This is a genomic window from Arthrobacter sp. RIT-PI-e (assembly GCF_001187915.1).
GTDB lineage: Bacteria > Actinomycetota > Actinomycetes > Actinomycetales > Micrococcaceae > Arthrobacter_D.
This window is the reverse complement of the sequence record NZ_LGIU01000064.1, coordinates 49,633-61,257: the sequence shown is the minus strand read 5'-3', so window position 1 is coordinate 61,257 and position 11,625 is coordinate 49,633. Positions and strand designations below refer to the sequence as shown.

Sequence of the window (11,625 nt, the reverse complement as noted above, 5' to 3'; positions counted from 1 at the left end):
GCAGTACGTGCTCCGGGGTCGGTGTAATTCCGAACCGGCGGTGATAGTCCGCGACCCGCCCGTTTCCTCGCATCCGCGAGGAGGGGACGGTTGAGCCGGTGGAATTCCGGGACCGACAGTCAAAGTCTGGATGGGAGAAGCACGAACAGCTGAGGATACCGGCTGTCCGCCCTGCGGGCTGCCGTCTTCCCGGCCGGCTGCGCCGTCCGGGACTGTCCTGTCAGTTGCCATTCCCCCGGAGCCGTCGTATCGGCGAAGGAAATGGCATGGATCTTCTGCAGTGGCTCTTCGAGGCCCGCATCCCCGTAGGCAACGGCTCCCTCCTGCTGCGTGAAGTGGTGGGCAACGTCTTCGGCCTCCTCAGCGCGCTCGGCGGCATGCGGCGGCGCGTATGGGCATGGCCGGTGGGCATCGTGGGCAATCTCCTGCTCCTCACCGTGTTCCTCGGTTCCCTCTTCGGTGCCGCGAGTGCCGCTAATCTCCTGGGGCAGGCCGGGCGGCAGATCATGTTCATCGCCGTCTCCGTCTACGGCTGGCGCCAGTGGCAGGCCAGCCGGCACGACGGCGGGCAGGCCGTGACCCCCACCTGGGCCGGGAACCGGACGCGCCTCGGCATGGTCGGCTTCATGGTGATCGGGACGATCGCGCTGACCCCCGTGTTCCGCATGCTCGGCTCCTACGAGCCGGTCTGGGCCGATGCCTGGACCTTCGTGGGCTCGCTCCTGGCCACCTACGGCATGGCCAAGGGGTGGGTGGAGTTCTGGCTCGTCTGGGTGGCCGTGGACATCGTGGGCGTACCGCTGCTCTTCAGCGCCGGCTACTACGCGAGCGCCTTCATGTACGTGTTCTACGGCGCCTTCACGCTCGTCGGGTTCTTCGTCTGGGCGCGTGCCCAGCGCGACGCCAAGCCCAGCGTGGAGACCCTGCACCCCGATCCGACCCTGCGATGACGACGACGACGCCTCCGGGCACCACGACGGCGGAGGGTGCGGCGATGCTGCGTGCCCTGGAGCTGGCGGCCCGCGGCGTACGCGGAGCGAACCCGCTCGTGGGCGCCGTGCTCCTCGCCCCGGACGGTGCCGTCCTCGGCGAGGGGTACCACCGCGGCGCCGGCACACCCCACGCCGAACCCGCCGCCCTGGCCGACGCCCGGGCACACGGCCACGATCCCCGCGGCACCACGCTGGTGGTGACCCTGGAGCCCTGCAACCACACCGGGCGCACCGGGCCCTGCAGCGAGGCGGTCCTGGCCGCCGGGGGGGGCCGCGTGGCGTACGCGGCGGACGACGTCAACGGGCCCGCGGCCGGTGGGGCGCAGCCCCTGGAAGCCGCCGGTGTGCAGTGCGTCCGCGGCCTCCACGCCGAGCGGTCGCGTCGCCTCAACGAGCGCTGGACCAGGTGCCTCGCCGAGCAGCGTCCCTTCGTCACGCTCAAGTCGGCGCAGTCGCTCGACGGCCGCGTGGCGGCGTCGGACGGCTCCAGTCGATGGATCACGGGCGACGACGCCCGCGCCGACGGGCACCGGATCCGCGCCCTCGCCGACGCCGTCCTCGTGGGCACCGGCACCGTGCTGGCCGACGATCCCCGCCTCACCGCCCGTCCCCGGTCGGGGGAGGACACCGGACCGGGCCCCGGCTCGGGCCCGCTGCGCGTGGTCATGGGACATACGCCGGTGCCCGCGGATGCCGCGATCCGCGGCGAGGGCTTCCTCCGGTTCATCACCCGGGACGTCACCGAGGTCCTCGGCGAGCTGCACGGCAGGGGTGTCCGCCACCTCCTGGTCGAGGGAGGACCGCGGATCGCCTCCGCCTTCCTCCGCGCCGGCGTGGTGGACGAGGTGTTCTCCTACGTGGCACCGGTACTCCTCGGCGACGGTGCACCGGCGTTCCCCGACCTCGGGGTCGGTACCCTCGCGGACGCCCCACGCTGGGAGCTCGACGACGCCGGGGGACCCGCCGTCGTGCGGCTGGGCCCCGACGTCCGGCTGCATCTCCGCCCCTCCAGCACCGCCCCCTGATACCTACCACTCCCATCCGAAGGAGAGCATCGATGTTCACAGGAATCGTGTCCGAGCAGGGCCGCGTGGTAGCCCTCGAGCTCACCGCCGACGGCGAGAGCGGACTGCTCGTCGTCGAGGCACCGGAGACGGGCCGGGACCTCACCCCCGGTGCGTCGATCGCCGTGAACGGCGTCTGCCTAACCGCCGTCACCCTCGACGGCGGCCGCGTGGGCGTGGACGTCATGGGGGAGACCCTGCGCCGCACCACCACGGGAGCCCTGCACCCCGGCGCGCCCGTCAACCTCGAACGCTGCGTGCCGGCCGGTGGCCGCCTCGACGGCCACGTGGTGCAGGGGCACGTGGACGGCACCGGTGTGCTGCTCGAACGCGAGGACCTCGGGGCCTGGCACCGCCTGCGCTTCGGCCTGCCGGCGCGGCTGGGCCGCTACGCCGCGGAGAAGGGGTCCGTCGCCGTCGACGGCGTCTCCCTCACCGTCACCGCCGTGAGCGACCCCGACGAGCAGGACCAGTGGTTCGAGGTGGGTCTCATCCCCACCACGCTCCAGGAGACGGGTCTGGGTGCCAAGGCGATCGGGGACCACGTGAACCTCGAGATGGACGTCCTCGCCAAGTACGCCGAGCGGCTCCTCTCCTTCGCCGCCGCGGATGCCCGCGGCACGGGAACCGGGGGAGAGCAGTGACCGAGGACATCCGTCTCGACCCGATCCAGGACGCGATCACCGCGATCGCCGCGGGCCGCGCCGTCGTCGTGGTGGACGACGAGGACCGCGAGAACGAGGGGGACATCATCTTCGCCGCCCGGTTCGCCACCGCCGAGCTGACCGGATGGACCATCCGGTACACCTCCGGGGTGCTCTGCGTCCCGGTGGCCGGGGAGAGCGCCGACCGGCTGGGGCTGCCGGCCATGGTGCCCGACAACCAGGACCCGAAGCAGACCGCCTACACCGTCTCCTGCGATGCCGCCGTCGGTGTGGGCACGGGGATCAGCGCGGCGGACAGGGCACTGACCGCACGCGTGCTGGCCTCCGCGTCCTCGACGCCGTCCGATCTCACCCGCCCTGGCCACATGTTCCCGCTCCGGGCCGTGGCCGGCGGCGTGCTGGAGCGGCGCGGACACACCGAGGCGGCCGTGGACCTGTGCCGCCTGGCGGGTCTCGAGCCCGCCGCCGTGATCGCCGAGGTCACCCACGACGACGGCACGATGATGCGCCTGCCCGCACTGCGGGAGTTCGCCACCCGCTCCGAAGTGCCGCTGATCTCGATCGAGGACCTCGCGGCACATCTCACCGCGGAGACCACCGGGGCCCGGGGATGAGCACGGTGGCCGGAGGCCCGGTGGTCAGGATCCCCACGGCCTTCGGGACGTTCCGCGCGCAGGCCTGGGGGGACCAGGAGTCCGGGGTGGAGCACCTGAGCATGTCCGCACCGGGTCCCGGGGGTGGTGTCGGCGCACCCCTGGTCCGGATGCACTCGGAGTGCCTCACCGGCGACGTGTTCGGCTCCTACCGCTGCGACTGCGGGGAGCAGCTGGACCAGGCGCTGGAGCTGGTCCAGGAGCAGGGCGGGACGGTCGTCTACCTGCGGGGGCAGGAGGGCCGCGGGATCGGGCTCGCGAACAAGCTCCGGGCCTACGCCCTGCAGGAGGACGGCGCGGACACGGTGGAGGCGAACGAGCAGCTCGGCCTGCCCGTCGACGCACGCGACTACCGGGCGGCGGCGGAGATCCTCACCCAGCTGGGCATCCCGCGGATCCGGCTGCTGAGCAACAACCCGCTCAAGCGCGCGCACCTCGAGCGGTACGGCATCATCGTGGAGGCGATGGTCCCCTCCGAGGTCCCGTCACGGCTGGAGAACCGGCCCTACCTCGAGACCAAACGCGCCCGCCTCGATCACCGGCTGTCCCACCTCGAGGAGCAGTCCCACGAGCGCCGGCAGGAGAAGACCGTCCGGCAGAGCTGACGCCCGCTCCCGCACCCCGAACACCGAACACCGAACACCGAACACCCCACCGAAGGAGAACCATGGCCGGACACGGCGCACCCACCATCGACATCAGCGGCATCGGCCGCGAGCACCCCGTCCGGCTCGCCGTCATCGCGGCCAGCTGGCACACCGCCATCATGGACGGACTGCTCGACGGCGCGCGCCGGGCGGCAGCGGAGGCCGGCGTCGACCCCGACGTGATCCGCGTCCCGGGCAGCTTCGAGCTCCCGGTCGCGGCCGCCCGGCTGGCACCGCACTACGACGCCGTCGTCGCGCTCGGCGTGGTCATCCGGGGCGGGACACCCCACTTCGACTACGTGTGCCAGGCGGCGACGTCGGGACTCACCGACGTCAGCGTCCGCACCGGCGTGCCGATCGGTTTCGGTGTGCTGACCTGCGACACCGAGCAGCAGGGGCTCGACCGTGCCGGGCTGCCCGGCTCCGCCGAGGACAAGGGCCACGAGGCCGTCACCGCGGCGCTCGCCCCCGCCGCGGTCCTGCGGCCCTGGGGACGGTGAGCACCGCTCCACCCCGTTCCTGCCGTTCGGGCGGCATGATCCCGGGATGCTCGTCCTTCGCCCTGCGTCGCGGACGCAGCCGATGAGTGCCCGAGCGCGGCGGGGCTGGCTGCTCGGCGGTATCGCCGCTGGATCGGCTCTCGGGGGCGGGGCGGGCCGCGGGCTTCGGCCGCCGTTCGTCCTCGACGGCCCTTCTGGCGGGGCTTCTGGTCCGGTCCCCCCGCAGCCGGTCTGTTCGCCGTGATCGCTGCGGCGATCGCCTTCTACCCGGCGTTCCGGTCGACGCTGATCGCTCGTGAGAACGCTGCGCGCGAGCAGTGGTGGAAGCGCGCGGAGTGGGCCCTCGGACAGGCCGGTTCGGACAGCCAGACCGACCGCGAGGTCGCGAACGACGCCCTGGTGGCCCTGTTGGACGATGCAACAGAGACGGAAGGCAGGATGATCTACCGCACCATCGAGAACCTGCAGACGAGCGGGTCGATGGACACCACGGTCGGATCAGCGGAAAATGGACGGCGGAGGCGATTTCCATGGCAGAGGTAGACAAGCGGGTCGGTAGCTTGCAGCGGCGGATCGCGGCGGGTAAGGCCGAGCCGATCAGCGATCGCGAACGCGCCCAGCTCGAAGAGCTCCGTCAGGTGTACGTTCGTCGATTCGGCAAGGAGCCCGACGCTCGGCTCACCCCCAGGTCGGCCTAGGGCGCACCGCCGTCCCGGGAAGATGATCGGGCCGCGCGAGGTCACGGTTCGAGGATGATCCCGGGCCGGTCATGGTGCCCTCGATCGCCGACGCCGATGATGGACGCATGACACGGCCGAGCCGATACGGCATCCTCGCCCTCATCACGCTGCTCCTCACCGCCTGCGCCACCCAGGGGGACGCCGGGAGGGCGCCGGCGGTGGAACCGACGACAGCGGGGACACCGGTCGGTGCGCCACCCGGGACTCCGTCCGCACCGGACCATGCCGTGCCGCCCGCCGCCGGCGAGGTGATCGGTCAGGGCACCGTGCTGCAGGTGGAGGGGAGGCCCCGCAGTTCTGCCTCGGCCCGGTGATGGAGTCCTACCCTCCGCAGTGCTCGGGCCCGGAGCTCGTGGGCTGGGACTGGGACCCCGCGGACCAGCGGGAGACGGCCTCGGGCGTCACCTGGGGCACCTACGCGGTCACCGGAACCTGGGACGGCACGCGCTTCGCCACCACCGCCGCCCCCATCCCCCTCTCGCTCTACGACCCCCTGCCCCTCGAGGACCCGACGGCGGACCGCCGGGGGGCCGCGGACCCGCAGGAGCTCGACCGGATCCTGGACGCCGTCTCCTCCGGCTCCGACGGACGTGTCCTCACCATCGGGATCGAGCGCGGCTTCGTCACGGTGACGGTGGTGTACGACGACGGTTCGTTCCAGGAGGTGCTGGACACCGAGTACGGGCACGACGTCGTCGTCGTCCGCTCCGCCCTCCGCCACGTGGGGTGACCGCCCTACCCGCCGGATCCCCGGGTACCGCCCGGTGCGGGCACGGCCCGGTGAGCCGATAGCCTAGAGGTGTGAAAACCTTTGATTCCCTGTTCGAGGAACTGAGCACCAAGGCCGCGGACCGGCCCACCGGATCGAAGACCGTCGCGGAGCTCGACTCGGGCGTGCACGGCATCGGCAAGAAGGTGGTCGAGGAGGCCGCCGAGGTGTGGATGGCCGCCGAGTACGAGTCCGACGACGACACGGCCGAGGAGATCTCCCAGCTGCTGTACCACCTGCAGGTCCTCATGCTCGCCAAGGGACTCACCCTGGAGGACGTCTACAAGCATCTGTAGCCGCGCAGGCGCTCCCGCCCGCGGCCCGGCTCCGTCCCTCTCCCTCTTCCCGAAAGTTCCGTCATGCTCCGTGTAGCAGTTCCCAACAAGGGCGCCCTCTCCGAGGCCGCCTCCGCGATGCTCTCCGAGGCCGGTTACCGCCAGCGCCGCGACTCCCGCGAGCTGGTGCTCGTCGACCCCGAGAACGAGATCGAGTTCTTCTTCCTCCGGCCGCGGGACATCGCCGTGTACGTGGGGTCGGGCACGCTCGACGTCGGCATCACCGGCCGCGACCTCTTCCTCGACGCGCAGGTGGAGGCCGAGGAGCTCCTGCAGCTCGGCTTCGGCGCCTCCACGTTCCGCTTCGCCGGCCCGGTGGGTGACTTCTCCGCCGTCGGTCAGCTCGAGGGCAAGCGCCTGGCCACCAGCTACGAGGGGCTGCTGACCGACTACCTCGCCGAGCGCGGGATCAGCGCATCCGTGGTCCGCCTGGACGGTGCCGTGGAGTCCTCCGTGCGGCTCGGCGTGGCCGACGCGATCGCCGACGTCGTGGAGACCGGCAGCACGCTGCGCGCCGCCGGGATGGAGATCTTCGGCGAACCGATCCTCGAGAGCGAGGCCGTGCTGATCGGCCGGGCCGGCGCCACGGCGCCGGACGGTCTGGCGGTGCTGCTGCGGCGCCTGCAGGGCGTCCTGGTGGCCCGGCAGTACGTGATGATGGACTACGACATCCGGAAGGATCTCGTGGACGCCGCCGCGGCGCTGACGCCGGGACTGGAATCGCCCACCGTCTCCCCACTGCGGGACTCCGGGTGGGTGGCCGTGCGTTCCATGGTGGAGCGCGGCAGGACCAACCGCGTCATGGACGAGCTGTACGAGCTCGGCGCCCGCGCCATCCTCGTCAGCACCATCCACGCCTGCCGGATCTAGGGGAGGGGCAACCGTGAGCGTCGCGATCCGCGTGATCCCGTGCCTCGACGTCGACGCCGGGCGTGTGGTCAAGGGCGTGAACTTCGAGGACCTGCGCGATGCCGGGGACCCGGTGGAGCTCGCGCACCGCTACGACCGCGCCGGGGCGGACGAGCTCACGTTCCTCGACGTCACGGCGTCCTCCGGGAACCGGGGGACCACCTTCGACGTCGTCGCCCGCACCGCGGAGGAGGTCTTCATCCCGCTCACCGTGGGCGGCGGGGTCCGCGAGATCTCCGACGTGGACCGCCTGCTGCGCTCCGGTGCGGACAAGGCCTCGATCAACACGGCCGCCGTGGCCCGGCCCGGCGTGATCGACGAGATCACCCGGCACTTCGGCGCGCAGGTGCTGGTGCTGTCCCTCGACGCACGCCGTACCCGCGACGCCAGCACGCCCTCGGGCTTCGAGGTCACCACCTACGGTGGCCGCAAGGGCACGGGGATCGACGCCGTGGCCTGGGCGAGGGAGGCCGCCGAGCGGGGTGTCGGCGAGATCCTGCTGAACTCCATCGACGCCGACGGGACGAAGGCCGGGTTCGACGTCGAACTCATCCGCGCGGTGCGTGCCGCCGTGGGCGTGCCGCTGATCGCCTCGGGCGGCGCCGGGAGTCCCGAGCACTTCCCACCCGCCGTGGCCGCCGGAGCGGACGCCGTCCTGGCCGCCTCCGTGTTCCACTTCGGTCCCGTGGACGCCATCGCGCAGGTCAAGGCGGCCATCCGGGACGCGGGTTTCCCCGTCCGCTGAACACCCGTCCGATCTCCGGCCGGCCGCGGGTCGAGCTGCCGGTCAGGGGCCGACGTCGGCGCTCTCGAGCAGCGCGACCGCGTCGGGTTGCCCCTCGAACGTCACCAGGGCCTGCTCCGTGCGTCCGTGGGCGTGCATCAGCAGCTCGCCCGGCTCGCCCACGATGGCCACGGACACCGGGGCGCGCTTGGCCACATGCCGGGGTCCGCCCGGGCGGACCAGCACGATTCCCAGATCCACCCCGCGGTACAGGAGCGCGGCACGCTTGACGAGGTCCTCCCAGAGGGCGTCCGCGTAGTCCTCGTCGAGCGCACGGGGTGCCCAGCGCGTGGTGGCGCGGCGGACGTCCTCGGTGTGCACGAAGTACTCGATCAGATTGGCGGTCCTGTCGACCGGGCCGATCCGCATCGGTGACAGGGCCGGGGGGCCGGCGAGGAACCGCTCGACGAGCGCCTCGTAGGCGGCGGGTGATGCTGCGCGCTCCGCGGTCTCCCGGGTGGCCCGCTCGGTGACACCGGCGAGCTGCTTGACCACCATGCCCACCCCGAGCGCCGGCCGGTGCTCGCGGAGGTACAGGTGCGCCGCCAGGTCGCGTGTCCGCCACCCCTCGCAGAGCGTAGGCGCATCGGGGCCGGCTGCCAGGAGCGTTTCGGCCAGGACCTCACGGGACGGGTTCATGTAGCGCATACCAGCAGAAACTAGCACGCCCCGATGTGGAGGCGGCAGGTGCGCCCGCGCGGATCGTGCGCGGCACTAGAATCGGAGGCGATGTCAACCCTCACCTCCCCCTCGGGGCCCCCCGCCGAAAGTCCCACTGCAGCCACCGAAGCGCCGTACGCCCTCGACCCGGCGATCGCCGCAGCGCTCAGGAAGGACGACGCCGGTCTGGTGGCCGCCGTCGTCCAGCAGCACGACACCCTCGAGGTGCTCATGCTGGGCTGGATGGACGAGGAGGCGCTGCGCCGCACCCTGAGCAGCGGGCGCGTCACCTTCTGGTCCCGCTCCCGCTCCGAGTACTGGCGCAAGGGGGACACCTCGGGTCACCGCCAGTGGGTCAGGGCCGTGGCACTGGACTGCGACGGCGACGCCCTGCTCGTCTCCGTGGACCAGGAGGGCGCGGCCTGCCACACGGGCACCCGCACGTGCTTCGACGGGCGGGCACTGCCCGTGGTCACCGCCGCCCCGACCGCCGCGGAAGGACGCTGACCATGCAGCAGCTCGGTACCGTCAGCCCCACCCTCGAGGAGTTCCGGGTCCTCGCGCGCAGCCGCCGCGTGGTGCCCGTGCACCTGAAGGTCCTCGCCGACGCCCTCACCCCCATCGGCGTGTACCGGAAGCTCGCCGCGGGGCAACCGGGCACCTTCCTCATGGAATCGGCCGCGGTGGGCGGGGTGTGGTCGCGGTACTCCTTCATCGGTGCGCACTCGCGCGCCACCCTCACCACCCGCGACGGGCAGGCCCACTGGCTCGGCGAGCCGCCCGCAGGCGTACCGGTGGACGGTGACCCCGTCGAGGCGCTGCGCCTGACCGTCGAGGCGCTGCGCACCGACCGGTTCGAGGAACTGCCGCCCTTCACCTCCGGCATGGTGGGATTCGTCGGCTGGGAGGCGGTGCGGCACTGGGAACGGCTCACGAGCCCCCCGGAGGACGACCTGCTGCTCCCGGAACTCGCGATGTGCCTGGTCTCGGACCTCGCCGTCCACGACAACTCGGAGGGCTCGCTCACCCTCGTGGCCAACGCCGTCAACTTCGACGACACCGACGAGCGCGTGGACGAGGCCTGGCACGACGCCGTGGCCCGTGTGCGGGCGATGCTCGACAAGGTGGTGGCACCGGCCGAGCTGCCCGTGTCCGTGCTGGACGGTGGCGCCCCGGACGCCGAGGAGTCCATGGGCAGGGTGCGGGAGTCGTGGTTCGAACCCGAGTACCTCCGGGCGATCGAGCGGGGCAAGCGGGCCATCGTGGACGGCGAGGTGTTCCAGGTGGTGATCAGCCGCCGCTTCGAGCTCGACTGCGATGCCTCCGCACTGGACGTCTACCGGATCCTGCGCACCACCAACCCGAGCCCCTACATGTACCTCTTCAGCCTGGAGGACGCCGACGGCAACGCCTACTCGATCGTGGGCAGCTCCCCCGAGGCCCTCGTCACCGTCACCGGGGACGAGGTGATCACGCACCCGATCGCAGGGTCCAGGCCCCGCGGCAGGACCACGGAGGAGGACCGCGACCTCGCCGTGGAACTGCGCGGGGACCTCAAGGAGAAGGCCGAGCACCTCATGCTGGTGGACCTCGCCCGGAACGACCTCTCGAAGGTGTGCGCCCCCGGCAGCGTGGACGTCACCCAGTTCATGGAGGTGGAGAAGTTCAGCCACATCATGCACCTGGTCTCCACCGTGGTGGGCAGGCTCTCCCCGGGCCGCACCGCCTACGACGTCCTCGCGGCCACCTTCCCCGCCGGCACCCTCTCCGGCGCCCCGAAGCCCCGGGCGCTGCGCCTCATCGACGAGGTGGAACCCCACCGCCGGGGCATCTACGGGGGAGTGGTGGGGTACCTCGACTTCGCCGGTGACATGGACATGGCGATCGCCATCCGCTCGGCGCTGCTCCGCGACGGACGTGCCTACGTGCAGGCGGGCGGCGGGATCGTGGCGGACTCCGTGCTCGAGGCGGAGGCCCTTGAGACCGTGAACAAGGCGGCGGCTCCCCTGCGGGCCGCGCTGGCCGCCTCGGCCCTGCGCGACGCAACGGCGGACCGATCGTGAGCGCCGCGCTGCAGCAGCCGCCGCCGGGCCGGCTCGCCCGCAGGGGAGTCGTGGTGCTCGGCATCGTGGCCCTGGCGCTGCTCGTCTTCGTCTCCAGCGCCCAGACCTGGGGGACGGTGGGCCTGCCGCAGGACGCCGTGCTCACCCCCGATCTGCGGATCGCCGGGAGCGACGCGGCGACCCCGGTGACGGCGTTCGCCCTCGTGGCGCTCGCCGCGGCGCTCGCCGTCTCCATCGCCGGGCGCGCCGCCCGCTGGGTGATCACCGTCCTCCTCGTCCTCTCCGGAGCGGGGATCGCCGTGACCGCGGCGGGTGTGGCGCTCGATCCCGCCTCCGCAGCCGGGCCGGCCGTCGGAGCGGCGATCGGGGTGAGCGGGGTGGAGGGTGCCCGGACCGACGCCACCGTGATGCCCTGGATCGCGACCCTCGGAGGAGTGCTGCTCGTCGCCGCCGCGGTGTGGGTGGTCCTCGCCGGGAGGACGTGGCGGGTGAACCGGGAGTACGCCGCCGGGGCGGCCCGCCCGGGTGCTGCCGCCCCCGGAGGCCTGCCGCCCGGAGCACCACCCCCGCCCACCCGCGCCGTGGCGCCGGGTGCGGGGCCGGAGGATGACGGTACACCGGTCGACGCGGCGGGGGCCGCGGGCCCGGGCGGCGTCCAGGGCGATGCCGGCCGGCCCGGCCGGCGGCCGTCGAGGCGCACCGGGGGGAGCACGCACGCCCGGGAGATCGACAGCTGGGACGAGCTGTCGCGGGGCAACGACCCGACCTGACGGGATCCCCGTCCCACCCCGACCACCCGCGGCGATACCGTTCGGCCGGTCCGCACCATCAATGGCAGAATAGG

At 72.5% G+C, this 11,625-nt stretch carries 17 protein-coding genes and 1 riboswitch; of the genes, 16 read left to right on the top strand and 1 reads right to left on the bottom strand.

The features are described 5' to 3' along the window. Positions 1-4: 4 nt before the first annotated feature. Positions 5-146, top strand: a riboswitch (FMN riboswitch). Between the two features lie 120 nt (positions 147-266). The 13 genes from pnuC to hisF all read left to right on the top strand — a co-directional run bounded on the left by pnuC (position 267) and on the right by hisF (position 8,019). After that, on the top strand, positions 267-950 hold the full coding sequence (gene pnuC / locus AC792_RS09380; RefSeq protein ID WP_049830266.1) for a nicotinamide riboside transporter PnuC: 684 nt from the start codon (positions 267-269) through the stop codon (positions 948-950). Next, positions 947-2,017, top strand: a complete 1,071-nt coding sequence (ribD, locus tag AC792_RS09375) for a bifunctional diaminohydroxyphosphoribosylaminopyrimidine deaminase/5-amino-6-(5-phosphoribosylamino)uracil reductase RibD (RefSeq protein ID WP_049830265.1) — start codon at positions 947-949, stop codon at positions 2,015-2,017. Before pnuC ends, ribD begins: the two co-directional genes overlap by 4 nt. 32 nt (positions 2,018-2,049) lie before the next feature. Then, positions 2,050-2,700, top strand: coding sequence for a riboflavin synthase (locus AC792_RS09370; protein ID WP_049830264.1), 651 nt, complete (start codon positions 2,050-2,052; stop codon positions 2,698-2,700). Further along, the gene (ribB, locus tag AC792_RS09365; RefSeq protein ID WP_049830263.1) at positions 2,697-3,335 is read left to right on the top strand and encodes a 3,4-dihydroxy-2-butanone-4-phosphate synthase; all 639 of its coding nucleotides are present in this window, start codon (positions 2,697-2,699) and stop codon (positions 3,333-3,335) included. Before AC792_RS09370 ends, ribB begins: the two co-directional genes overlap by 4 nt. After that, the gene (ribA, locus tag AC792_RS09360; protein WP_049830262.1) at positions 3,332-3,979 is read left to right on the top strand and encodes a GTP cyclohydrolase II; all 648 of its coding nucleotides are present in this window, start codon (positions 3,332-3,334) and stop codon (positions 3,977-3,979) included. The genes ribB and ribA overlap by 4 nt, the downstream gene beginning before the upstream one ends. Before the next feature lie 62 nt (positions 3,980-4,041). Continuing rightward, entirely contained in the window at positions 4,042-4,521 is a 480-nt protein-coding gene (gene ribH, locus AC792_RS09355; protein WP_049830261.1) for a 6,7-dimethyl-8-ribityllumazine synthase, read from the top strand. A 240-nt stretch (positions 4,522-4,761) separates the two neighbouring features. Further along, positions 4,762-5,064: a hypothetical protein gene (locus AC792_RS09350; protein WP_049830260.1), complete on the top strand. Its 303-nt coding sequence runs from the start codon at positions 4,762-4,764 to the stop codon at positions 5,062-5,064. Next, a complete protein-coding gene (locus tag AC792_RS17295) occupies positions 5,052-5,219 on the top strand; it encodes a hypothetical protein (protein WP_160317628.1) in 168 nt (55 codons plus the stop codon). The genes AC792_RS09350 and AC792_RS17295 overlap by 13 nt, the downstream gene beginning before the upstream one ends. Positions 5,220-5,326: 107 nt before the next feature. Next, positions 5,327-5,575, top strand: a complete 249-nt coding sequence (locus tag AC792_RS09345; RefSeq protein WP_152916120.1) for a hypothetical protein — start codon at positions 5,327-5,329, stop codon at positions 5,573-5,575. After that, positions 5,572-5,991: a hypothetical protein gene (locus AC792_RS17290; RefSeq protein WP_235436583.1), complete on the top strand. Its 420-nt coding sequence runs from the start codon at positions 5,572-5,574 to the stop codon at positions 5,989-5,991. Before AC792_RS09345 ends, AC792_RS17290 begins: the two co-directional genes overlap by 4 nt. A gap of 71 nt (positions 5,992-6,062) precedes the next feature. Then, on the top strand, positions 6,063-6,326 hold the full coding sequence (locus AC792_RS09335) for a phosphoribosyl-ATP diphosphatase (protein WP_049830257.1): 264 nt from the start codon (positions 6,063-6,065) through the stop codon (positions 6,324-6,326). A gap of 63 nt (positions 6,327-6,389) precedes the next feature. Continuing rightward, complete coding sequence (hisG, locus tag AC792_RS09330; protein WP_049830256.1) at positions 6,390-7,235, top strand: ATP phosphoribosyltransferase; 846 nt, start codon at positions 6,390-6,392, stop codon at positions 7,233-7,235. Between the two features lie 13 nt (positions 7,236-7,248). After that, positions 7,249-8,019 (top strand): imidazole glycerol phosphate synthase subunit HisF, encoded by a 771-nt coding sequence (gene hisF, locus AC792_RS09325; protein ID WP_049830255.1) that lies wholly within the window; start codon positions 7,249-7,251, stop codon positions 8,017-8,019. Positions 8,020-8,061: 42 nt separating this feature from the next. Here the strand turns inward: hisF and AC792_RS09320 are convergent, their stop codons facing one another. Next, positions 8,062-8,706 (bottom strand): TIGR03085 family metal-binding protein, encoded by a 645-nt coding sequence (locus AC792_RS09320; protein WP_049830254.1) that lies wholly within the window; start codon positions 8,704-8,706, stop codon positions 8,062-8,064. An 81-nt stretch (positions 8,707-8,787) separates the two neighbouring features. Between AC792_RS09320 and hisI the strand changes: the two genes are divergently transcribed. Genes hisI through AC792_RS09305 form a run of 3 tightly spaced genes read left to right on the top strand, consistent with a single transcriptional unit; the run spans position 8,788 to position 11,551 of the window. Beyond that, positions 8,788-9,225 (top strand): phosphoribosyl-AMP cyclohydrolase, encoded by a 438-nt coding sequence (gene hisI, locus AC792_RS09315; RefSeq protein WP_049830253.1) that lies wholly within the window; start codon positions 8,788-8,790, stop codon positions 9,223-9,225. A gap of 2 nt (positions 9,226-9,227) precedes the next feature. Beyond that, complete coding sequence (locus tag AC792_RS09310) at positions 9,228-10,781, top strand: anthranilate synthase component I (RefSeq protein WP_049830252.1); 1,554 nt, start codon at positions 9,228-9,230, stop codon at positions 10,779-10,781. Continuing rightward, positions 10,778-11,551, top strand: a complete 774-nt coding sequence (locus AC792_RS09305; protein WP_049830251.1) for a Trp biosynthesis-associated membrane protein — start codon at positions 10,778-10,780, stop codon at positions 11,549-11,551. The genes AC792_RS09310 and AC792_RS09305 overlap by 4 nt, the downstream gene beginning before the upstream one ends. Positions 11,552-11,625: the final 74 nt, after the last annotated feature.

Excerpts from the sequence above, each read along its gene's own strand:
- pnuC (WP_049830266.1), top strand. The coding sequence starts at position 267 with ATGGATCTTCTGCAGTGGCTCTTCGAGGCCCGCATCCCCGTAGGCAAC.
- ribD (WP_049830265.1), top strand. The coding sequence starts at position 947 with ATGACGACGACGACGCCTCCGGGCACCACGACGGCGGAGGGTGCGGCG.
- AC792_RS09370 (WP_049830264.1), top strand. The coding sequence starts at position 2,050 with ATGTTCACAGGAATCGTGTCCGAGCAGGGCCGCGTGGTAGCCCTCGAG.
- ribA (WP_049830262.1), top strand. The coding sequence starts at position 3,332 with ATGAGCACGGTGGCCGGAGGCCCGGTGGTCAGGATCCCCACGGCCTTC.
- ribH (WP_049830261.1), top strand. The coding sequence starts at position 4,042 with ATGGCCGGACACGGCGCACCCACCATCGACATCAGCGGCATCGGCCGC.
- AC792_RS17295 (WP_160317628.1), top strand. The coding sequence starts at position 5,052 with ATGGCAGAGGTAGACAAGCGGGTCGGTAGCTTGCAGCGGCGGATCGCG.
- AC792_RS09345 (WP_152916120.1), top strand. The coding sequence starts at position 5,327 with ATGACACGGCCGAGCCGATACGGCATCCTCGCCCTCATCACGCTGCTC.
- hisG (WP_049830256.1), top strand. The coding sequence starts at position 6,390 with ATGCTCCGTGTAGCAGTTCCCAACAAGGGCGCCCTCTCCGAGGCCGCC.
- AC792_RS09320 (WP_049830254.1), bottom strand. The coding sequence starts at position 8,706 with ATGCGCTACATGAACCCGTCCCGTGAGGTCCTGGCCGAAACGCTCCTG.
- hisI (WP_049830253.1), top strand. The coding sequence starts at position 8,788 with ATGTCAACCCTCACCTCCCCCTCGGGGCCCCCCGCCGAAAGTCCCACT.
- AC792_RS09310 (WP_049830252.1), top strand. The coding sequence starts at position 9,228 with ATGCAGCAGCTCGGTACCGTCAGCCCCACCCTCGAGGAGTTCCGGGTC.